This window comes from Blautia sp. Marseille-P3201T (assembly GCF_900120295.1).
GTDB lineage: Bacteria > Bacillota > Clostridia > Lachnospirales > Lachnospiraceae > Blautia.
Window position 1 is genome coordinate 24,271 of sequence record NZ_LT635465.1, and the last position, 20,095, is coordinate 44,365.

The window sequence follows — 20,095 nt, forward strand, 5'->3', positions numbered from 1 at the left end:
GAGGAATAAAATTTTGACTCAGCCCAATATTTTACTTATTATGACAGACCAGCTTCGCGGCGATTGTCTGGGATTTGCCGGACATCCTGATGTAAAAACGCCCTATCTGGATACCCTTGCCAGCAGAGGGATTTCTTTTGACAATGCCTACAGCTCCTGTCCCAGCTGCATTGCTGCCAGAGCTGCCCTTCATACCGGTATGGCACAGGAACACCACAAGCGTACAGGATACGAGGATAACATCCCCTGGGAATACCCTCATACAATGGCCGGAGAACTTTCTCAGGCCGGATACTACTGTCAGTGTGTAGGAAAAATGCATGTCCATCCTCTTCGGAATTATCTGGGATTTCACAACGTAGAGCTCCATGATGGATATCTTCACAGCGCACGTTATACCAATGTGCCATGGCAGGAGTCCCAGAAAAATGCCGATGATTATTTCCACTGGTTAAAACAGGAAAAGGGAATTGACGCAGACGTAACGGATACCGGACTGGAATGTAACAGTTGGGTAGCACGTCCCTGGATTTACGAAGAAAAATATCACCCTACCAACTGGGTAACAGACAGAAGTATTGATTTTTTAAGGAGAAAAGACCCACAAAAGCCTTTCTTTCTTATGGCATCTTATTTAAGGCCCCATCCTCCTTTTGATGCACCGGCCTATTATTTTGACTTGTACAGCAGAAAAGAACTCACACCGCCTGCTGTGGGTGACTGGGAAACAACTGAAGATTTGCAGAATATGGGACGTATCTTTGACTCAAAATGCGGTCCATCTGACCCGGAGCTTATCAGGGAAGCACAAATTGGTTATTATGCCTGCATTACTCATCTAGATCATCAAATCGGCCGCTTAATACAGGCGCTTGTAGAATATGAAGTTTACGACAATACTCTCATTCTCTTTACCTCTGACCACGGAGAAGAGCTGTGTGACCACCACATGTTCCGAAAATCCAGACCTTATCAGGGAAGCATCCGGGTTCCTATGATTTTGTCCGGAAATGACAACCTTCTTCCCGGTATTAAACAGGGAACGGTTTCTCATAGCGTTGTGGAACTTCGTGACATCATGCCCACTCTCCTTGATTTTGCCAAAGCAGATATTCCTGAAAGTGTAGATGGAAAAAGTATGCTTCCGTTAGTGGAAAATCCTGATAAAAAACTGCGTGACGTGCTTCATGGAGAACACTCTTATGGGCCTTACTCCAATCACTGGCTGGTTTCCTCTTACGACAAATTTATCTGGTACAGCGAAACCGGTACAGAACAATACTTCCGCATCAGCGAAGACCCAAAAGAACTTCATGACGAAATATCCAATCCATCTTACAGAAAACGCATTGAAGAGCTTCGTAACACTTTAATCAAAACCTTAAAAGACCGCCCCGAAGGCTTTTCAGACGGCACGCAGCTCATTACCGGCTGCCCATACCCACCTTACATGCCGACAACCAATCAGAAATAAACTCTATTTTATAAAATTCGCTGCCTACGACTGGTTGCAGCTGATTACTTCAGCAACATAATACCTGTCGCCGCAGCATAATTCTTGCAGAGTAGTAAAATATTTAAGATATCCATTCAGCCTTTCATTGGCAAACGATTAGAACATTTCCGCAATTTTTTGAGCATAGCGATGCCTTGGAAACCATGTCTGAGTGCGCTAGCACGAGTTCGGTGGACAAGGCATCTATAAGCGGCACAAAAAATAAGGAAATGGACTTTGTTTGCCGTGAAATGGCTGAGTAAATATCTTATTTATTTTTCATACTCTTGCCGCCAGCCATTCCCATCTTGCAATCGTATATTCAAAGAATTCTTTATATGCTTCACAAAAATAGTTCTTATTTTCTTTTGTATAATTTCTCCTACAGCCGCCTCTGCAAAGCGGATACCATTTACACGCTTTACAGTCGTCTCCTCTTTTCGCACCTTCTTTAAAAAATTCCATCTCCGGCAAAATCCCCTGAAAAAAGTGGAAATTTTCATCCTTCACGTTAGCAACTTTACAATCATCCAACACATAAAAATCACATGGATAAATATCCCCATTTGCTTCCACAATATTCTGCATAGAACATCTTCCTGTCTGAGAGCAGGCTTCCGGAGGCATTCCTTTTAACATAGAAAGCCAATTATCAAATTCGCGGATGGATACAATTGTTCCTTTCTGAATATCCTCAAACCATAAATCAAAAAGTTCTTTCAGTGCCTCGGCATATACCTTAGGAGTTAAAGACCAGGGATACTGTCCTTCTTCCTCTCCCAAAGGATCCAAACACGGAATATACTGCTGGTAATAAAATCCTTCTTTCTTTAAGAAACGATAAATAGATGATATTTTTTTCGCACTCTGTTTTGTCAAGACACAGAGAATATTTACTTCTACCTGATTTTTCAACAACTCTTTCGCATTTTTTAAAACAAGAGTGAAAGTTCCTTTCTTTTTTATGTCCTGTCTGTTTCTGTCATGGATTTCTTTTGTTCCGTCTAAGGAAATTCCTACTAAAAAGTTATTTTCTTTTAAAAATTTTACCCACTGATCATCTAAAAGTGTTCCATTGGTCTGAAGACAGAAATTTACTTTTGTTTCTTTCTTTTTATATTTTTTCGTACACTCTACAAATTTCTCAAAAAACTCCATCCCTGCAAGAGTAGGTTCTCCTCCCTGAAATCCGAAAGTACAGAAATCCTCCGCCTCATTGAGCGCTTTCTTTACCAAAACTTCCATGGTATCTTCTTTCATTATCCCATAGGAAGGGATTTCTCTATTTTTACATTCATCTTCATAAAAGCAATATGAACATCTTAAATTGCAATTTGAAGATGCCGGTTTTATCATCATTTGCATATACTTCATATTTCTTCCTCTTTCTCATCTTATTTCCTTTATTGTAGCTTTTTCCCTCTACAAATACAACATTTTTATACAAATGTAGATTTTTCTTATCTTTTCCTTTATAATAAAATTAATATTCATTCTTTTTAGGAGGTTTCGCATGCCATTTAAAAGTTTAGAATTAATCGAAGATGTGAAAATTGACAGCATTATTACTATTCACTATTTTGAATATATGAGTGATTATAGTTTTCCTGGAGAACGTCATGACTTTTGGGAATTTTTATGTGTAGATAAAGGAGAAGTAGAAGTTACTGCTGACGGTAAAGCCTATACTTTGAAAAAAGGAGAAATTATCTTTCATAAGCCTAATGAATTTCATACAGTTCGTGCAAATGGAAAAATTGCCCCTAATCTGGTTGTAATTTCCTTTGATTGTACATCTCCCTGTATGGCTTATTTTCAGAATTTGAAAACCAGCATCGGTGAACCCGAACGAAATCTCATTGCTCAGATTATTTATGAGGCAAAACGTTGTATTAAAACTCCTTTAAATGATCCACAGACAATGGAAATGGTTCGAGATACAGATGCTCCTTTCGGCTCTGAACAATTAATTAAAATTTACCTTCAGGCCCTCTTGATTGCCATGATACGCAATCTGCAGTTGGGGCAATACTCTGCCCCTGCCATAAAATCCATGAAATTAAAAAGTGATGACTTATTATATAATAAAATAACTACTTATTTAGAAGAGCATATTCGAGAACATCTCACCATTGAAAGAATATGTAAAGATAATTTGATTGGTCGTTCTCAATTACAAAAGCTTTTCAGAGAGCATGACCAGTGCGGTATCATTGATTATTTTTCCCGATTAAAAATAGAGCTTGCAAAACAGCTAATTCGAGAAAATCATCACAATTTTACACAGATATCCGAATTTATTGGTTATACATCCATTCATTACTTTTCACGACAATTTAAAAAAATAACAGGAATGACACCTTCAGAATATGCATCTTCTATTAAGGTAATATCTGACAGAAAATAGGCTTTTTGTATTTTAGCATTGAGTTTCCACCCTTTTCATATTATAATTTAGAAAAAAGCACTCAAATATTTAATAAAAAGGAGAATGGGGAATGAAAATCTATAAAACAAAAAATTATGATGACATGAGCAAAAAAGCAGCTCATATCATTGCTTCTCAGGTTATTTTAAATCCTGACTGTGTACTTGGTCTTGCAACAGGTTCTACACCTGTTGGCACTTATAAAAATCTGATTGAATGGTATCAGAACGGAGATTTAGATTTTTCACAGATTACTTCCTGCAACCTTGATGAATACAGAGGTTTAAGCGGAGATAATGACCAGAGCTATCGCTATTTTATGAACCACAATCTTTTCGACCATGTAAATATTCGCAAAGAATGTACTTATGTTCCTGATGGATTAGACAAAGACAGCGATGCAGCATGCCAGGCTTACGAAGAAATCATTGAAAAAGTAGGCGGCATCGACTTACAGCTTTTAGGTCTCGGTCATAACGGACACATTGGTTTCAACGAACCTGCAGATGAGTTTCCAAAGACAACACACTGTGTAGACTTAACAGAAAGCACAATCCAGGCAAATAAACGCTTCTTTGAAAATGAAGCTGATGTACCTCGTCAGGCATACACAATGGGGATTGGTACAATTATGAACGCAAAAAAAATCCTTGTTGTTGTAAGCGGTGAAGACAAAGCTGAAATTTTAAACAAAGTAATCAACGGACCAATTACTCCACAGGTTCCTGCTTCTATCTTACAGCTTCATCCGGATGTAACAATCGTAGCTGATGAAGCAGCTTTATCTAAAACAAAATAATTTTTTATAAAATATAATTACTATAGAAGAATGCTGTCGCTTTAAACATTATCCAAAAATATTTATACACTTTTAGCGAATTTGTCGAGCACGCTTTGAGATTACAAGCTCAAGATAAGCTCAGACTGAGCGTAAAGTGTATAAATATTCAAGATAGGTAGTTAATACGACAGCATTTTTTTAATTCGTCTTAATTTTCTTTAATTCTTTCCACTTCAGCCGATTTCCATAATGCATAACAGATGCACTGTATATACGAACAGAGAATGTGGTCACAATTACAATAGCAAGAACCAGAAGAAGAATAGAAATTCCTAATTCCTGCATATTGATTTCTCCTGTAATCAGCTTAAACGGTACTGCAAAAGGTGAAGAAATCGGCAGATAAACTGCCAGTTTGGAAAGTGCTCCACTTCCTCCTCCCATGACAGAAGTAAAATATCCCAGATAAAATCCGATAATCACAAGAATACTCACCGGCATCATAGCAGAATTTAAATCCTCGATTTTGCTTACAGCAGCTCCACATACAGAGTTCATTACTGCATAAAGAGCATAACCTAAAATAAAATAGATAATCAAAAATATCAATGTCTTAGGTGTAAAACCTGAAACAGCTAAATCTACACCTGCAATCTGAAATCCTTCCGGGAGAATAAATTTATAGCAAAAACCTGCAAAGGCCATTAATCCCCCCAGTTGAAGAAGTCCTACAGTTCCCATAGCCAGACATTTTCCAATTAAGATTTTGGAAGGCTTGGCTGAAATAATCAAGGTTTCCATAACTCTGGAAGTCTTCTCTGAGGAAATGGACATTGCCACACCATAGCCATAATAATATACGGCAAAGAACATGACAAAAGTAAGCAAAAGTCCTACTATATATTCTGTTAAATTCATATTTCCAATGAACTTCTCCGTATAGATAAGGGGTGTCTGAATAACAGCAACCTCTCCTTTTTCCAGTCCTTTTTCTGTAAGGAGGTGGGACTGCCATATTTTATTACAGGCATCTGCAATGGTATCCACCTGTACCTTACTTAAAAAATTGCTCACTGTAATCTCAAGAACCGGAGCTGCCTCCTTTTCCTGAATAGAAAGAATAGCCACATTTCTGCTTTTACTTTCATCCACAGCTTTTTCCAGCCCTTTTATCTCATCCTGTTCTATGGATTTGAAATTCATTCCCGGATAAGCTGCTTTTAAATATGGTATTTCTTTCTCAAATACCCCTGTTTCATCAGCCATATAACAGGTCCCGCTGTATTCTGTCTTAGTTTCTGCACTTTCTTCCCCTTTATCAAACAATGTCATCACACGGGGAATCGCACACATTACCCCTAGAAGCACCATAATCACGAGGGTAGAAATCCAGAAAGCTTTCTTTCTGACTCCCTCTTTAAATGTATAAGAAAATACGGTTAAAATCTGCTTCATTTGCTCTCCCCTGCCTTTCTGACGAAAATTTCCTGTAAGGACGGTTCACGGATTTCAAATTTTAAAGGATAGATGTTTTCCTCTGTCATTCGTCTTAAAAATCTATGGGCCATCTCATCCCCCTGTATCTTATATTCCGTCTCTGCAGCCCTCTTTTCAAACAGCTCCAGTCCTTCTGCCTGTGCCAAATTGCTTACATCTTCATGTGCAGATACCACCAGATTGGTATGTCCATACCCTGCTTTGATTTCTTTTAAATTTCCTTTTAAAAGCGTTTTTCCTCTGTCTAAAATAACCAGATTTTCACAATATTCTTCCACTGTTTCCATTTGATGTGTACTTAAAATAATATATTTTCCTTCTGCCACAAGCTCCTTTACCAGATTTCTTAAAACCTGTGCATTTACAGGATCTAAGCCGGAAAAAGGCTCATCCAGAAAAATCAGTTGAGGATTATGTATAATCGCTGCAATTAACTGGATTTTCTGCTGATTTCCTTTAGAAAGCTTTTCCGCCGGTGTGTTCTGGTATTCCATTACCTGCAGTCTTTCCATCAGACGCAATGCGGATTTTTTTGCATCTTCTTTTTTCATGCCTCTTAATCTTCCAAAATAAATCAACTGTTCCAATACTTTGGTTTTCATATAAATGCCTCTTTCCTCCGGAAGATATCCGAAAGAAAGTGTTTCCCTTGTAATAGGTGTGCCATTCCACAATGCCTCCCCCTCATCCGGCTGCATAATTCCCAGAATATTACGGATTGTGGTAGTCTTTCCTGCTCCATTTGTTCCTAAAAGACCAAACACCCCCGGACCTTCCATCTCAAAAGATAAATGGTCTACTGCTGTTTTTTCTCCGAATTTTTTTGTAATTTCTCTTACTTCTAATCCCATACTATGCCTCCTTATCTTTTCTTTTCGTATTCATACCAGTAGATCAATGACTGAGAAACCCATATCACCATTAAAATCACAAATGGCACAACTCCCACTTCCACGGCATTGGATACAAGTAAAAGCCCGATAAAAACTGCCAGATAGACAAACTGTGTTCTCAAATGAGTATAGTATGCTGCCTGAAACAATCTTAATTTTTCTCTTTCATCACAGCTTGCCAGCCATTCTTTATTAAAGTTCCAACTAAAATAGTTTCCTCTCTTTTCCGGATTGATTTTCTTGTCATACTTTATCAATTTTCCTATAAAAAATAAATTCCAAAAGATGACAGCTGCATAAATCAAAACAGCTGTAACAGATAACATGGCAGCAGTATGCGCTTCTGTATGTAAATTTGCAATGGAAATTCCTGAAACACACATCTCCCCTACCATAAAAATAGATAAAACGCTCTGATACCTCTGAATGCTTCTTTCCAATCGTTCTGTTTCTTCCTCTGAGTCTTCATCCCATTGTTTCATCTTTTTTGCTGCTATAAAAGTGAGCAAAGGCGCTAAAATAAAAAGTACCAAGGATAAAAACAACAATGCCCAATCACTGTAATTTCCTGTAATATTTTCAGCTTCCCGCAGAATATTTGCAATATCATCTTTAAAGATAAAGCAGACGGCACTTCCTGCTCCTCCGATAAATGCTCCTAAAAGCATCAAGAGTACCATTTGTATTATGCCCTGCACACGTCCCGTTTCCTTCTTCTTTTTCTTACTCATCTTCGTCCTCCTCGTATCTGAATATTTCTTCCACGGTTGCATTACATTCCTTTGCAATTTTCAAGGCAAGAGTTACAGACGGAGAATAATCTCCCCTCTCAATTAAACTGATGGTCTGTCTGGAAGCTCCAACCCTTTTTCCCAGCTCCTGCTGGTTAATACCAAGTCTTGCCCGATATTCCTTCAGACTGTTATATAATGGCATTTCTCATTCGACTCCTCCCAATTTTTGACTCATTTTCTTGTCATAATGACAATTATATTTGTCATTATTGTAACAGATGACAATTTTCCTTGTCAAGTGTATTTATCTGCCGCAGTACAATCCTCGGTTTCACAGGACGCAATTTCCCATGAAATAAAAAAAGAGAGTGTCGCATTATCATTAAGTGACAACCTCTCTTTTCATAAACTCAATTCTTTACTTTTCTTTTTTCCATTCCCCACAAAATCCCCAGTGGAACTATGGTAAGAAGAATTCCCAACCACAGTGGAACAGGAAACATTCCCACGGCCATGCCTAAAAAATTCACAAAGAAATGGCACCAGATTACACATTTTAAATTTTTATATTTATACATCACAGAGCCAAATAACAACCCTGCCAAGAAGGCATAAGATGACTGGATAATATTTCCATGTATAATTCCAAAATACAGCGCCTGTAAAATATTAGCAGCCCAGAATGGAAAAGCTTTTTCCAATATTTTCAAAGTCAGCCCTCTGAAAATCAATTCCTCCACAAAAGGCGCTAAAAGCATGGTATATACCACAGAAAAAAAAGTAGGGCTGTACATTCCAAGACTTTCTATAACCTCTCCATAGTTTTCCATTTCCTGAGGAAACAGTCCTGAAATCCCGGTAAGTGCAAAGCTGGTGCAAAACTGAATTGCTCCCCCTAAAAGTGCAAGTCCAATCCATCCTTTCGGTGAAACAATTATTTGCACAGTATCTTCCTTTTTTTTCAGACTCTGATACCAAAATCCGCCTATGAGCAGAGTCACAAAATTAATCAGCACTCCGTCAAAATAAGGAGGATAATCTCTCCAGAATAAAAATACAAGGCTTACCACGCTCTGAACTGCCAGCCACATCACAACCGGCAGAAGACTTTGTAAGATTGCTTTTGATTTTTCCATTTATTTTTCTTCCCCGCTTATTTCTTCAAAGTGAAATGCTTTCTTTCCTGAAGCATAATCCTGTACAATCTGTCCATGTCCGAATAATTTATATTTATAAGTCACCAGACCTTCCAGCCCTACCGGACCTCTGGCATGAATTTTTCCTGTACTAATTCCCACTTCCGCTCCAAATCCATAACGGAAGCCATCCGCAAATCTGGTAGAACAATTATGATACACACCAGCAGAGTCCACAAGCTGCATAAATCTTTCTACGTTTTCCTGATTTTCACTTAAAATGCAGTCTGTATGGTGAGAGCCATATTCATTGATATGATAAATCGCTTCCTCCACATCTTCTACAATTTTCACGGAAATTGTCATGTCTAAATACTCTGTATGGAAATCTTCTTCCTGCATTTCTTCACACTCTATTATCTGCTGTACTTCTTTTGTTCCCCTTATGCTTACACCTGCTGCTTTTAACGCTTTTTCTGCCTCTGGCAGGAATTCTTTTGCAATCTGTCTATTTACCAGTAATGTTTCCACCGCATTACAAGCTGCTGTATACTGTGTCTTAGCATCCACAAGAACAGGAATTGCCTTCTCTATATCGTAGGAATTATCCACATAAATATGGCACACTCCATCTGCATGTCCCATAACAGGGATTTTCGTATGGTTCATAATATACTGCACAAAGCTGTTAGAACCTCTTGGAATTAACAGATCTACACAATCATGGCAGGAAAGGAGCTCGTCAATTTCCTGATGCTGTTCCGCCTGAAGCATACAGCCATTTGGCAATCCGCATTTTGTCACTGCCTGATAAATAATCTCAAATAAAACCTTATTTGTTCGTGCTGTTTCTTTTCCACCTTTTAATACAGCACAGTTTCCGCTTTTGATACAAAGAGAAGAAATCTGTACTAAAGCATCCGGTCTTGCCTCAAAAATCACTCCGATTACTCCAATGGGACAAGTTACTCTGTATAATTCTAAATTTTCATCCAGTTTTCTTGCCAGCTGTATTTTTGACAATGGATCCGGCAGTTTTATCAACTGCTCCATACCTTCTATAACTGCTTTCAGTTTTTCTTCGTCAAACTTCAGCCTTTTCATTACAGAAGGCAAAACACCTGCTGTTTGTGCTGCTTCCATATCTTTTCTGTTTGCCTGAAAAATTTCTTCTCTATATTCCTGTAATGCCAACGCAGCTGCTTTTAGCGCCTGATTTCTGGTTTCCAAAGAAAGCGCAGCCATTTTCGGACTGTCTGCTTTCATCTTCCCTACTGCATTTCTGATATCCATATTCATCCCATCCTTTACTCCATCTTTTTACATCTGTTTTCTCACAATCTTATATTCATCCTCCATCTGAAAATAGGGACAATTATAAAACGTATCCGACAGAAAACGGCTCATCTCGTCTTCATCTAAATTCACATCACAAATATAATATCCTAAATCTTCATCATAAATATAGTTGCTGCAATATTCACAGCCAGCTGTTTTTCCTGATTTTTTTGCTATTTTTTTCATCCCCTTTCTATGCTTTCCATTCAGATATATCAAAAACCTTATTCTTTGTCAAATACTCATTGCAAATATACTTATTAGTGCTATAATGTAATTTTATTTTTATATAATCTTTATGTCATTCTAATTTTTTTTATATTATCTTAATAACATTTGGAGGTTCTTATGAAGATTATTATTGTGGGATGCGGCAAGATTGGAAGTACCTTAGCTGAACAGCTCAGTTACGAGCAGCATGACCTTGTTGTCATTGACACGAACCCTCAGAAAATTCAGCAATTATCTGAAAGCATTGATGTCATGGGGATTGCAGGTAATGGTTCCAGTGTCAACGTACTTTCTGAATCCGGTATTGAAGATGCCCATATCCTTATTGCTGTTACAGGTTCTGATGAATTGAATTTACTTTGCTGTGTCATTGCTAAAAAAGTAAGTAAATGCCACACAATTGCTCGTGTCCGCAATCCTATTTACAATAAAGAGCGGAATTTTATCCGAAAAAGCCTTGGAATTTCCATGATTATCAATCCGGAATATTCTGCGGCGCTGGAAATTTCAAGACTTCTGCGTTTTCCTTCTGCTATCAAACTGGATACCTTTGCAAAGGGCAGAGTAGAATTAATGAAATTTAAAATTCTGCCGGAGTTCCATTTAGACGGACTCTCTATTATGGAAATTATTGATAAACTGAAATGCAATATTCTAATTTGCGGTGTTGAAAGAGAAGATGAGGTATTTATACCTTCCGGAAACTTTGTTTTGAGGGACTATGATTTTATTTCCATTGTTGCTTCCCCTGCTAACTCTGCAAAATTTTTCAAAAAAATCGGAGTTACCACAAATCAGGTGAAGAATGCCATGATTGTAGGCGGCGGAACTTTAGGATATTATCTGGCAGCGCTCCTTGATGAATTGAAAATCAATGTTCGTATGGTAGAGTCCCGCATTACCCGCTGTGAAGAATTAAGCGAACTTCTGCCAAGAATTACTGTTATCTGTGGTGATGGAACAGATAAAAAGCTGCTTTTAGAAGAAGGTCTTACCCAAACAGAAGCCTTTGTCACCCTCACAAATATGGACGAAGAAAATATTCTTTTATCTCTTTTTGCTAAAAAGAATTCTCATGCCAAACTGATTACAAAGGTAAATCGTATTGCTTTTGATGATATTATTGATGGGTTGGATTTGGGCAGTGTAATTTATCCAAAATATATTACAGCCGATTATATCCTGCGATATGTTCGTGCCATGGAAAATTCTTTGAGCAGTAATGTGGAAACTCTTTATCATATTTTGGATGGACAGGCTGAAGCTTTGGAATTTGCTGTAAAAGAAGCTTCTCCTATTACAGATACACCTTTATCTGACTTGAATTTAAAAGATAACCTTTTAATTGCCTGCATTAACCGAAACGGCAATATCCAAATCCCAAGAGGGCAGGATACCATTCAGGTGGGCGATACAGTGGTTGTTGTAACATCTATTCCAGGTTTACGTGACTTAAAAGATATTCTGAAAAAATAAAAATCAGGAGATATTATGAATTACTTAATTGTAAAATCCATTATTGGCAGGGTATTGTATTTTGAAGCAGCTTTCATGCTTCTTCCCTGCATTACAGCCCTTATCTATCAGGAATACAGCGGCTGGTCTTTTGTATTTACTGCACTTTTATGTATACTGATTGGTGCAGTTTTAACACGAAAAAGGCCTGAAAATACGGTCTTCTATGTTAAAGAAGTTTTTGTAACTGTGGCACTGAGCTGGATTGTACTAAGCCTTATGGGCGGACTTCCTTTTCTTTTCAGCGGTGTCATAAGCAACCCGATTGACGCTCTTTTTGAAACAGTCTCCGGTTTTACCACAACCGGCGCCAGTATTTTAAAAGATGTTGAAGTGCTTCCCCGCTGTATGCTTATGTGGCGAAGCTTCACCCACTGGATCGGAGGAATGGGCGTACTGGTATTTCTCCTTTCTTTTATGCAGATGCACGGCGGCTCTCACATGAATTTAATGAAGGCAGAAAGTCCCGGTCCCTCTGTAAGTAAACTAACACCGACTGTACAATCTACAGCAAAAATTCTTTACATTATCTATATTGTTGTAACTGTCTTCATGATTTTGTTCGGTGTCAACTTTAACGCTTACTTTTTAATCTGGTGCAGGAAATTTACACAGGCTTTCCGTATGGAGGAAGTTCGCTGTTACTTTGGAATTATTTTTGCATCCATTGCAGTAATTACTTTAAATATTTCCCACCTTTATTCCAGCGTTAGTGAAGCTTTGCGTCATGCAGCCTTCCAGGTTGGCTCCATTATCACCACGACCGGATATGCAACTACAGATTTTAACCTGTAGCCGCAGGCTTCCAGAACCATTTTAGTTCTTCTGATGTTTATTGGTGCATGTGCAGGCAGTACAGGAGGCGGTATTAAAGTATCACGTTTCATTATTTTAATTAAAACAATCAAAAAAGAACTGAATACTCTACTCCATCCTCGCAGTATCCGCAAATTAAAGCTGGATGGTCATACGTTGGAACATGAGGTAGTTCGTTCTACAAATGTATTTCTGATTGCCTATGTTTTAGTTTTTGCCTTTTCCATTCTCCTTATCAGCTTTGATGGATTAGATATGGTAACAAACTTTACCGGTGTTACTGCAGCGCTGAATAACATAGGACCCGGATTGGAATTAGTCGGTCCGACACAGAACTTTTCCATTTTTTCTAATGGTGCAAAGCTGGTGCTTACTTTTGATATGCTTGCCGGAAGACTGGAATTGTTCCCAATGTTGTTGTTGTTTGTAAGGGAAACATGGAAGAGATATTAAAATAAAGAGTTGCTACAGGAAAGAAGTATTCCGAATACCTCTCAATGTATCAGCTCTTTTTTATTTTCTCTGTTAATTCAAGTATTTTTGCATGGATTGCGTGTATCGTTTTTGAAAATTCAACATCATCCTTTCCGGTAGGGTCATCCAATCCCCAGTCTTCTCTATATTGGCATGGTATTGCAGGACAATTTACATTACATCCCATTGTAATCACAATATCTACCGGAGGTATTTCAGACAGCAATTTGGAATATTGTGTTTTTTCCATATCTATCTGATACATTTCTTTCATTAAACGAACTGCATCTTGATTGATTTGCGGTTTTGTTTCTGTTCCTGCAGAATAACTCTCAAAAACATTCGAAGAAAGGTATTTTCCCAACGCTTCCGCAATCTGACTACGGCAGGAATTATGAACACATACAAAAGCCACTTTAGGTTTTTTCATAATAAATCACCGACCTTTCGTTGTTTTATTGTTTCATCAACAATTCTTTCACTTCTTCTACCGTTAATACTTTTCCATAGGATATTACTTCTCCGTCAAGCACTAATGCCGGTGTAGACATGACTCCATAACTGGCGATTTCCGCAAAGTCTGTTACATGGTCAATCTCGTAGTCTAATTGAAGCTCAGATATTGCCGTTCTGACTGCTTTTTCTAATTCCATACATTTTGCACAGCCTGAACCCAGTATTTTAATACCCTTCTCTTGTTTTTTACTTTCTGCATTTTCCATTGTTTCTGATGTGCAATTTCCATTGCAGCAACATGTTTTTGTTTCTTTTTTCTTTCCAAATAATTTCATTTCTTATTCTCTCCTTTTAAATAAATAGTGTACTAAACATATTAAACAAATAGCCTACAAGGATAATCCCAAACGTACAAATGGCAATAAATAGAGCTAATAATTTAGTCTTTACTGCTTTTTTCAGCATGATTAAAGACGGTAAACTAAGTGTTGTTACTGCCATCATAAATGATAAAATTGTACCCAACTGTGCTCCTTTTGCAAGCAAAGCCTCTGCAACCGGAATTGTTCCAAAAATATCAGCATACATAGGTATTCCCACAAGTGTGGCTAAAATAACTCCAAATGGATTATTACTTCCCAAAATATTTTCAATCCATATTTCCGGTATCCAGTTATGAATAATTGCACCAATCCCTACGCCAATCAGAATATATGGAAATACTTTTTTAAATGTTCCCACAACCTGCTCTTTCGCATATTGGACTCTATCCTTTTTCGTTAAGACAGGAGAACTAATATCAACCCTGCTTGCATTTTTGACGAAATCCTCCACATATTTTTCCATGTGTAATTTTTCAATCAAACTACCGCCAACTACAGCTATTATCAAACCGACAATTACATACGCAAAAGCAACCTTTGCACCAAAAATACTCATTAACAATACAAGACTTCCTAAGTCCACCATAGGGGAAGAAATCAAAAAAGAAAAAGTTACCCCTAGCGGTAATCCCGCGCTTGTAAACCCGATAAATAACGGAATAGAAGAACAGGAGCAAAATGGTGTAACCGTTCCCAGCAATGCGGATATGATATTAGCTCCGATACCATGAAAACGTCCTAGAATTTTCTTGCTTCGCTCCGGTGGAAAATAACTCTGAATATACGAAATACAGAAAATTAACAGGCATAGTAAAATTGTAATTTTGATTACATCGTATAGAAAGAACTGAACGCTTCCCCCTAAACGGCTGTGAATGTCTAACCCTATCAGTGACAGTCCCTGCCCGATAAAACCATTTAACCATTTCATACCTAATATTTGGTCTTGAAAAAACAACCACATTGCATTTAATACTTCCAAAAAATCCCTCCTTCATCTAACATATCAACTTTTTTTGATGTGAAAGTTTTTTATAAAAGCCATCTTCCGATGACCTTTATTTACAACAACTTGATTGGTTTTCAATATTTGGTGTTGTTAATTCTAACAATCGTTTTGAGGCATATTCGCTTCCGCTTTTACTGAGGCTGTAATGCGTCCACTTTCCCTCTTGTCTTGCAATGACAATGCCGGAGTCGCAAAGTATTTTCATGTGATAAGACAGGGCTGACTGTCCTATGTTCATATTTTCAATTAGAACACATGCGCATTTTTCTCCACTTTTCAGATAATCTAAAATAGTTAATCTTTTTGTATCGCAGAGAGCCTTGAATATTTTCGCGTCTTTTGAAAAATCAGTCATTATCACCACTCCTCACATCAAATTATTTTGATGTATATATTCTAAATCTGATAAATAGATTTGTCAATACCTCATATCAAAATATTTTAATATGTTTTTTCAAATTTCCTTCCCTCTTAAGACTAAAAGTGATATATTTCTTATGATTTTTTGAAGAAAACTTGTATTTTTGTGCCTTTCTCAGGTTCACTGTTTAAAACGATCTGTGCATGGTGTAATGCTGCTCCGTGTTTTACAATAGAAAGTCCCAGACCGGTTCCCCCTGTTTTTCTGGAATGGCTCTTGTCCACTCGGTAAAAACGCTCGAAAATTCGTTCTTGCTCTTCTTTGGCAATTCCAATTCCATTATCTTCCACAGTAAAGCACACATGGTCTTCTGTGGTACTCAAAGAAACCTTTACATATCCACCTTCTCTGTTGTATTTCATGGCATTATCCACCAGATTGTAACACATCTCATATAAAATATGGCGGACTCCATAGATTTCCACATTGCTTCCCTCTATGGAAAGGGTTACATTTTTCTTTTTTGACTGCAAAGTTAAATTCTGACAAATATCCTGCGCAATTTCATAGATATCTACATTTTCAAATGGCATTTCTCCGCTTTTTTCATCTAATTTGGATATTTCAATAATATCCTGTACAAGGCTTGTCAGGCGGCTTGCCTCGTCATAGATACGTCCTGCAAACTCGGATATATCCTGCGGTCTTACCATGCCGTTTTTCATAATCTCCGCATAACCGGATATGGACATCAACGGTGTTTTCAACTCATGGGAAACATTTGCGGAAAATTCCCTGCGAACTGCCTCCGCCTGTTTTAATTCTTCTACCTGACTGGCAATCTGCTTATTCTGCTCATCGACACGATTTAAAAGAGGGCGAAGCTCCTCGTATTCCACGTTCTTCAAAGGCTGCTCTAAATCCAGTCGGTTAATAGGCTCTATCAGCTTCTTGGTCTGTCTCTCAATTAACAGAAATCCCAGTGCAAGAATAATTAAAAATAAAACGCCCATGAGGGTAAAACTGGAAACCATAGTATGAAAAACACTGTCTGTTGTTTTGGCAACTCTTAAAATATCGCCGTTATCCAACTTGACCGCATAATAAAAGGTCTGGTCTGAAAGGGTTTCGGAAAAGCGAACCTGTTCTCCCTCCCCCTTTTCCATTGCCTCCTGAATTTCCGGACGGTTTCCGTGATTTTCCAGTTCTTTTGGGTGACGTTCGGAGTCATACAAAATCTTGCCTTCTGCATTTAAAAGAGTAATTCTGCTGGTAGTAAGCTGTCCTGTTTCCTGAGTAAGGTACTCTATTCCGGTATTTTCCAAACCATAGCGAATATATTCCGCTTCGTTTTTTACATCCTGCTGCATGTAGCTGTTATATTTATCGTACATAATGCCGCTGGCGGCAAGGAAACTCAAAAAAATTCCCAATGCCACCAGCACGCCTACATTATTCATAATTCTCTGCTTCATTGGCTGTCCCCAATCCGATAACCCACACCTCTTACGGTTTCAATTAAAAATCCTGAGTCACCCAGCTTTTGTCTGAGAGTTCTGATATGTACATCTACGGTTCTTGTCTCTCCCGCACATTCATAACCCCATATTTTCTCTAAAATTTCATCTCTGCTTAAAACAATTCCCTTATTTTCAACCAGATAGCGAAGTAAGTCAAATTCTTTTAAAGTCAGCTCTACCAGTCTGTCATTATCAAAAACTTGATGTTTTTCTACATTTACTGTCAGGGTTTTATAATGATATTCCTTCTTAGAAGAATGTTTTTTCGTTCTTCGAAGAACTGCTTTGACCCTTGCCAAAAACTCCATCATTCCGAAAGGCTTTGTGATGTAGTCATCTGCCCCACCTTCCAGTCCGCGCACCTTGTCATACTCAGCTTCTTTGGCTGTTACCATAATGACAGGAATTTCACTGGTACTGGGTTCTTTTTTCAGTTCTTCCAAAAGGCTGTATCCGTCTTCTCCCGGAAGCATAATATCCAGCAAAATCAGCTCCGGTAATTCTTCTTTTAAAGCTTTTTTAAACTCTTTTCCATCACTAAATCCTTTTGCCTCAAATCCTGTTGTTCCAAGAGTATATACCAGAAGTTCTCTGATATTTCGTTCATCTTCTACACAGTAAATCATGTATTTCCCTCATCTTCCCCATTATGGCAGCGGATACTGCTTTCTTGTTTCTTCCATTCTTCTTTGGAACGTTTCATTATCCTCTCTCTTAACTGCATTTAAATAGCTGTGTGTATCGAAACTGTCCTCTGCTACCTGTAAAATGCAAACGGCAATATTAGAACAGTGGTCCGCAATTCGCTCTAAGCTTGTAGTAATATCGGATAAGATAAAGCCCTGTTCAATGGTACATTTACCTTCTCTTAATCGTCTGACATGACGTGATTTTAATTCTTTATTTAATTCATCAATAATTTCTTCCAGAGGTTCTACCTTTTTCGCACTTTCAATATTTGTATTTTCAAATACCTCATAAGAAATACTAACAATATCTACTACTGCTTTAGAAATTACTTTTAATTCCTCTAATGCTTTTTCAGAAAATCTTAAATCTTTTTCATGCAGCTCTTTGGCTGATTCCATAATGTTAACTGCGTGGTCAGAAATTCTCTCAAAATCACCGATACAGTGGAGAATAATAGATAAATCTCTGCTATCGTGAACATTTAAGTCCTTCTGACCTAATTTTACCAAATAACTTCCCAGAGCATCTTCATATTCATCTACATTATTTTCTTCTGCAACTACTTTCTCTGCATCAGCCTCTCTGTAATCCCCCAGCATGGACAATGCTGTAAATAAAGACTCTTTTGATGCTTCTGCCATTTTTTTCGCTGCGTTACGGCTCTGCTCCATAGCAAACGCCGGTTTCTCTAAGAAACGTACGTCCAGAAGCTGTGCTGCTTCGGACTGTGGCTCTGTTTCTTCCTCGTCACGGATAGTAAGACATGCCAATTTCTCCAGTCCTGATGAGAACGGAAGTAAAATTGCTGTGGCAAATATATTAAATGCACTATGTGCAACGGCGATACCTGCCGCATCTGCCGCCTGTCCCAAAAATTCGAAATGCAGTACCATATTTAAACCGTAAAATACAATGAGGAACACGGTTGTACCGATAATATTAAAATACAGATGTACCATAGCTGCTCTTTTTGCATTCTTCTTCGCTCCAATGGCAGATAACAGAGCAGTTACGCAAGTACCAATATTCTGTCCTAAAATAATCGGAATTGCCACGCCGTAACTTACTGCTCCTGTTACACAAAGCGCCTGTAAAATACCTACAGATGCAGAAGAACTCTGAATAACAGCTGTAAGCAGGGCACCTGCCAGCATACCTAAAAACGGATTTGAAAAAGCTGTCAAAATTCCGGTAAATTCCGGTACGTCTGCCAGCGGTTTTACTGCTGCACTCATACTGTCCATACCAAACATCAACACTGCAAATCCAAGGAAAATCGTACCAATATCTTTTTTCTTTTCACTTTTTGCAAACAACAGAAAAGCTACACCAATAATCGCCAAAATCGGTGAAAAAGATGTAGGCTTAAACATTTGAATAAAAAAGCTGTCGCTTTCAATGCCGGAAAGACTCAAAATCCAGGAGGTAATAGTTGTACCGATATTTGCACCCATAATTACCCCAACTGCCTGAGATAATTTCATGATACCGGAGTTTACAAATCCTACCACCATAACTGTGGTCGCAGAAGATGACTGAATAACTGCTGTTACCAATGCGCCCAGCCCTACTGCTTTTAAAGGATTGGAGGTAAGTCCCTCTAAAATCTTTTCCATTTTCCCGCCGGAAACCTTGGAAAGTCCGTCTCCCATAACGTGCATTCCGTACAGGAAAAGCGCCAGACCTCCTATCATACTTAAAACACTAAAAAAGTCCATTATATTCTCCTTTTGTTTCTTATATTCTTTGGTTTTTTCCTCATTATATAAATTTTATGTAAATATTGCTAGGGGGTTATGTTAAATCTATGTAAAATCTTAAAAACTTTTAATTTCATCTTCCGTATCATCGGTATTTTTAAAAATTTTCTTAATAACAATATAGTATCCGACATTTTCCTTTATTTTTACCCAGACTCTGTCCCCTTCTCGATGCCCTAAAATTGCTTTTCCAAGAGGAGACTCAATACTGATTTTATTGTCCAGGGAATTTCCTCTGATTGACGTTACCAATTTATAGGTTTCTGTTTCATCGTCATCTTCAAAATACACTTCAATCACATTATTCATTCCTGCTTCATCTGCCTTTGAGTCCTCTGAAACAATCTCTGCTGTTTTCAACATTCTTTCCAGATAACGAATGCGGCTTTCATTTTTATTTTTATCTTTTTTGGCAGCATAATACTCAAAGTTCTCACTTAAATCCCCCTGAGCTCTTGCTTCCTTTACAGCCTCAATGGCCTCTTTACGGACAGTCAGCTTTCTGTACTCTATTTCTGCCTGGATTTTTTTTACATCATTTTCAGTAAGACGCTCTCCCATATCCATCCTCTTTTCTA

Annotated in this window: 20 protein-coding genes and 1 pseudogene; 5 read left to right on the forward strand and 16 right to left on the reverse strand. The window is 37.9% G+C overall.

From position 1 onward, the window contains the following. The first annotated feature begins 13 nt into the window (after nucleotides 1–13). Entirely contained in the window at nucleotides 14–1,474 is a 1,461-nt protein-coding gene (locus tag BQ7352_RS00685; protein WP_072446051.1) for an arylsulfatase, read from the forward strand. Between the two features lie 300 nt (nucleotides 1,475–1,774). Here BQ7352_RS00685 and BQ7352_RS00690 read toward each other — a convergent pair whose 3' ends face one another. Then, nucleotides 1,775–2,869, reverse strand: a complete 1,095-nt coding sequence (locus BQ7352_RS00690) for an anaerobic sulfatase maturase (RefSeq protein ID WP_072446053.1) — start codon at nucleotides 2,867–2,869, stop codon at nucleotides 1,775–1,777. Between the two features lie 139 nt (nucleotides 2,870–3,008). Between BQ7352_RS00690 and BQ7352_RS00695 the strand changes: the two genes are divergently transcribed. Both BQ7352_RS00695 and nagB read left to right on the forward strand, forming a co-directional pair. After that, entirely contained in the window at nucleotides 3,009–3,902 is an 894-nt protein-coding gene (locus BQ7352_RS00695; protein WP_072446055.1) for an AraC family transcriptional regulator, read from the forward strand. 91 nt (nucleotides 3,903–3,993) lie between these two features. Further along, the gene (nagB, locus tag BQ7352_RS00700) at nucleotides 3,994–4,722 is read left to right on the forward strand and encodes a glucosamine-6-phosphate deaminase (RefSeq protein WP_072446057.1); all 729 of its coding nucleotides are present in this window, start codon (nucleotides 3,994–3,996) and stop codon (nucleotides 4,720–4,722) included. Nucleotides 4,723–4,902: 180 nt separating this feature from the next. Here the strand turns inward: nagB and BQ7352_RS00705 are convergent, their stop codons facing one another. The 7 genes from BQ7352_RS00705 to BQ7352_RS00735 form a co-directional block, all read right to left on the reverse strand. Further along, the gene (locus BQ7352_RS00705) at nucleotides 4,903–6,159 is read right to left on the reverse strand and encodes an ABC transporter permease (protein ID WP_072446059.1); all 1,257 of its coding nucleotides are present in this window, start codon (nucleotides 6,157–6,159) and stop codon (nucleotides 4,903–4,905) included. Further along, nucleotides 6,156–7,052, reverse strand: a complete 897-nt coding sequence (locus tag BQ7352_RS00710; protein ID WP_072446061.1) for an ABC transporter ATP-binding protein — start codon at nucleotides 7,050–7,052, stop codon at nucleotides 6,156–6,158. The genes BQ7352_RS00705 and BQ7352_RS00710 overlap by 4 nt, the downstream gene beginning before the upstream one ends. Nucleotides 7,053–7,063: 11 nt before the next feature. Continuing rightward, complete coding sequence (locus tag BQ7352_RS00715) at nucleotides 7,064–7,825, reverse strand: DUF3169 family protein (RefSeq protein ID WP_072446063.1); 762 nt, start codon at nucleotides 7,823–7,825, stop codon at nucleotides 7,064–7,066. Further along, complete coding sequence (locus BQ7352_RS00720) at nucleotides 7,818–8,030, reverse strand: helix-turn-helix transcriptional regulator (protein WP_009247077.1); 213 nt, start codon at nucleotides 8,028–8,030, stop codon at nucleotides 7,818–7,820. The genes BQ7352_RS00715 and BQ7352_RS00720 overlap by 8 nt, the downstream gene beginning before the upstream one ends. Before the next feature lie 208 nt (nucleotides 8,031–8,238). After that, nucleotides 8,239–8,964, reverse strand: coding sequence for a CPBP family intramembrane glutamic endopeptidase (locus tag BQ7352_RS00725; protein ID WP_072446065.1), 726 nt, complete (start codon nucleotides 8,962–8,964; stop codon nucleotides 8,239–8,241). Beyond that, entirely contained in the window at nucleotides 8,965–10,263 is a 1,299-nt protein-coding gene (locus BQ7352_RS00730) for a glutamate-5-semialdehyde dehydrogenase (RefSeq protein WP_256381122.1), read from the reverse strand. Nucleotides 10,264–10,284: 21 nt separating this feature from the next. Next, entirely contained in the window at nucleotides 10,285–10,479 is a 195-nt protein-coding gene (locus tag BQ7352_RS00735) for a DUF6472 family protein (RefSeq protein WP_072446395.1), read from the reverse strand. A 171-nt stretch (nucleotides 10,480–10,650) separates the two neighbouring features. Between BQ7352_RS00735 and trkA the strand changes: the two genes are divergently transcribed. Then, nucleotides 10,651–12,009, forward strand: a complete 1,359-nt coding sequence (gene trkA / locus BQ7352_RS00740) for a Trk system potassium transporter TrkA (RefSeq protein WP_072446067.1) — start codon at nucleotides 10,651–10,653, stop codon at nucleotides 12,007–12,009. Nucleotides 12,010–12,024: 15 nt separating this feature from the next. Next, a pseudogene (locus BQ7352_RS15110) lies at nucleotides 12,025–13,317 on the forward strand (TrkH family potassium uptake protein). Nucleotides 13,318–13,366: 49 nt separating this feature from the next. Here BQ7352_RS15110 and BQ7352_RS00750 read toward each other — a convergent pair. From BQ7352_RS00750 to BQ7352_RS00785, 8 genes are all read right to left on the reverse strand, one after another. Next, complete coding sequence (locus BQ7352_RS00750; RefSeq protein ID WP_072446069.1) at nucleotides 13,367–13,768, reverse strand: arsenate reductase ArsC; 402 nt, start codon at nucleotides 13,766–13,768, stop codon at nucleotides 13,367–13,369. Nucleotides 13,769–13,793: 25 nt separating this feature from the next. Further along, nucleotides 13,794–14,129, reverse strand: a complete 336-nt coding sequence (locus BQ7352_RS00755; protein ID WP_072446071.1) for a thioredoxin family protein — start codon at nucleotides 14,127–14,129, stop codon at nucleotides 13,794–13,796. A 16-nt stretch (nucleotides 14,130–14,145) separates the two neighbouring features. After that, complete coding sequence (locus tag BQ7352_RS00760; protein ID WP_072446073.1) at nucleotides 14,146–15,159, reverse strand: permease; 1,014 nt, start codon at nucleotides 15,157–15,159, stop codon at nucleotides 14,146–14,148. Nucleotides 15,160–15,235: 76 nt separating this feature from the next. Beyond that, complete coding sequence (locus tag BQ7352_RS00765; RefSeq protein WP_004220817.1) at nucleotides 15,236–15,541, reverse strand: ArsR/SmtB family transcription factor; 306 nt, start codon at nucleotides 15,539–15,541, stop codon at nucleotides 15,236–15,238. A gap of 140 nt (nucleotides 15,542–15,681) precedes the next feature. Continuing rightward, nucleotides 15,682–17,022: a sensor histidine kinase gene (locus BQ7352_RS00770; RefSeq protein ID WP_072446075.1), complete on the reverse strand. Its 1,341-nt coding sequence runs from the start codon at nucleotides 17,020–17,022 to the stop codon at nucleotides 15,682–15,684. Beyond that, nucleotides 17,019–17,693: a response regulator transcription factor gene (locus BQ7352_RS00775; protein ID WP_072446077.1), complete on the reverse strand. Its 675-nt coding sequence runs from the start codon at nucleotides 17,691–17,693 to the stop codon at nucleotides 17,019–17,021. The genes BQ7352_RS00770 and BQ7352_RS00775 overlap by 4 nt, the downstream gene beginning before the upstream one ends. Before the next feature lie 21 nt (nucleotides 17,694–17,714). Then, nucleotides 17,715–19,475, reverse strand: coding sequence for a Na/Pi cotransporter family protein (locus BQ7352_RS00780; RefSeq protein ID WP_072446079.1), 1,761 nt, complete (start codon nucleotides 19,473–19,475; stop codon nucleotides 17,715–17,717). Nucleotides 19,476–19,574: 99 nt separating this feature from the next. After that, a complete protein-coding gene (locus BQ7352_RS00785) occupies nucleotides 19,575–20,078 on the reverse strand; it encodes a GreA/GreB family elongation factor (protein WP_072446081.1) in 504 nt (167 codons plus the stop codon). Nucleotides 20,079–20,095: the final 17 nt, after the last annotated feature.

Excerpts from the sequence above, each read along its gene's own strand:
- BQ7352_RS00770 (WP_072446075.1), bottom strand. The coding sequence starts at position 17,022 with ATGAAGCAGAGAATTATGAATAATGTAGGCGTGCTGGTGGCATTGGGA.
- BQ7352_RS00785 (WP_072446081.1), bottom strand. The coding sequence starts at position 20,078 with ATGGGAGAGCGTCTTACTGAAAATGATGTAAAAAAAATCCAGGCAGAA.
- BQ7352_RS00715 (WP_072446063.1), bottom strand. The coding sequence starts at position 7,825 with ATGAGTAAGAAAAAGAAGAAGGAAACGGGACGTGTGCAGGGCATAATA.
- BQ7352_RS00775 (WP_072446077.1), bottom strand. The coding sequence starts at position 17,693 with ATGATTTACTGTGTAGAAGATGAACGAAATATCAGAGAACTTCTGGTA.
- trkA (WP_072446067.1), top strand. The coding sequence starts at position 10,651 with ATGAAGATTATTATTGTGGGATGCGGCAAGATTGGAAGTACCTTAGCT.
- BQ7352_RS00695 (WP_072446055.1), top strand. The coding sequence starts at position 3,009 with ATGCCATTTAAAAGTTTAGAATTAATCGAAGATGTGAAAATTGACAGC.
- BQ7352_RS00705 (WP_072446059.1), bottom strand. The coding sequence starts at position 6,159 with ATGAAGCAGATTTTAACCGTATTTTCTTATACATTTAAAGAGGGAGTC.
- BQ7352_RS00755 (WP_072446071.1), bottom strand. The coding sequence starts at position 14,129 with ATGAAATTATTTGGAAAGAAAAAAGAAACAAAAACATGTTGCTGCAAT.
- BQ7352_RS00730 (WP_256381122.1), bottom strand. The coding sequence starts at position 10,263 with ATGAATATGGATATCAGAAATGCAGTAGGGAAGATGAAAGCAGACAGT.
- BQ7352_RS00725 (WP_072446065.1), bottom strand. The coding sequence starts at position 8,964 with ATGGAAAAATCAAAAGCAATCTTACAAAGTCTTCTGCCGGTTGTGATG.
- BQ7352_RS00690 (WP_072446053.1), bottom strand. The coding sequence starts at position 2,869 with ATGAAGTATATGCAAATGATGATAAAACCGGCATCTTCAAATTGCAAT.
- BQ7352_RS00780 (WP_072446079.1), bottom strand. The coding sequence starts at position 19,475 with ATGGACTTTTTTAGTGTTTTAAGTATGATAGGAGGTCTGGCGCTTTTC.
- BQ7352_RS00710 (WP_072446061.1), bottom strand. The coding sequence starts at position 7,052 with ATGGGATTAGAAGTAAGAGAAATTACAAAAAAATTCGGAGAAAAAACA.
- nagB (WP_072446057.1), top strand. The coding sequence starts at position 3,994 with ATGAAAATCTATAAAACAAAAAATTATGATGACATGAGCAAAAAAGCA.
- BQ7352_RS00720 (WP_009247077.1), bottom strand. The coding sequence starts at position 8,030 with ATGCCATTATATAACAGTCTGAAGGAATATCGGGCAAGACTTGGTATT.
- BQ7352_RS00765 (WP_004220817.1), bottom strand. The coding sequence starts at position 15,541 with ATGACTGATTTTTCAAAAGACGCGAAAATATTCAAGGCTCTCTGCGAT.
- BQ7352_RS00750 (WP_072446069.1), bottom strand. The coding sequence starts at position 13,768 with ATGAAAAAACCTAAAGTGGCTTTTGTATGTGTTCATAATTCCTGCCGT.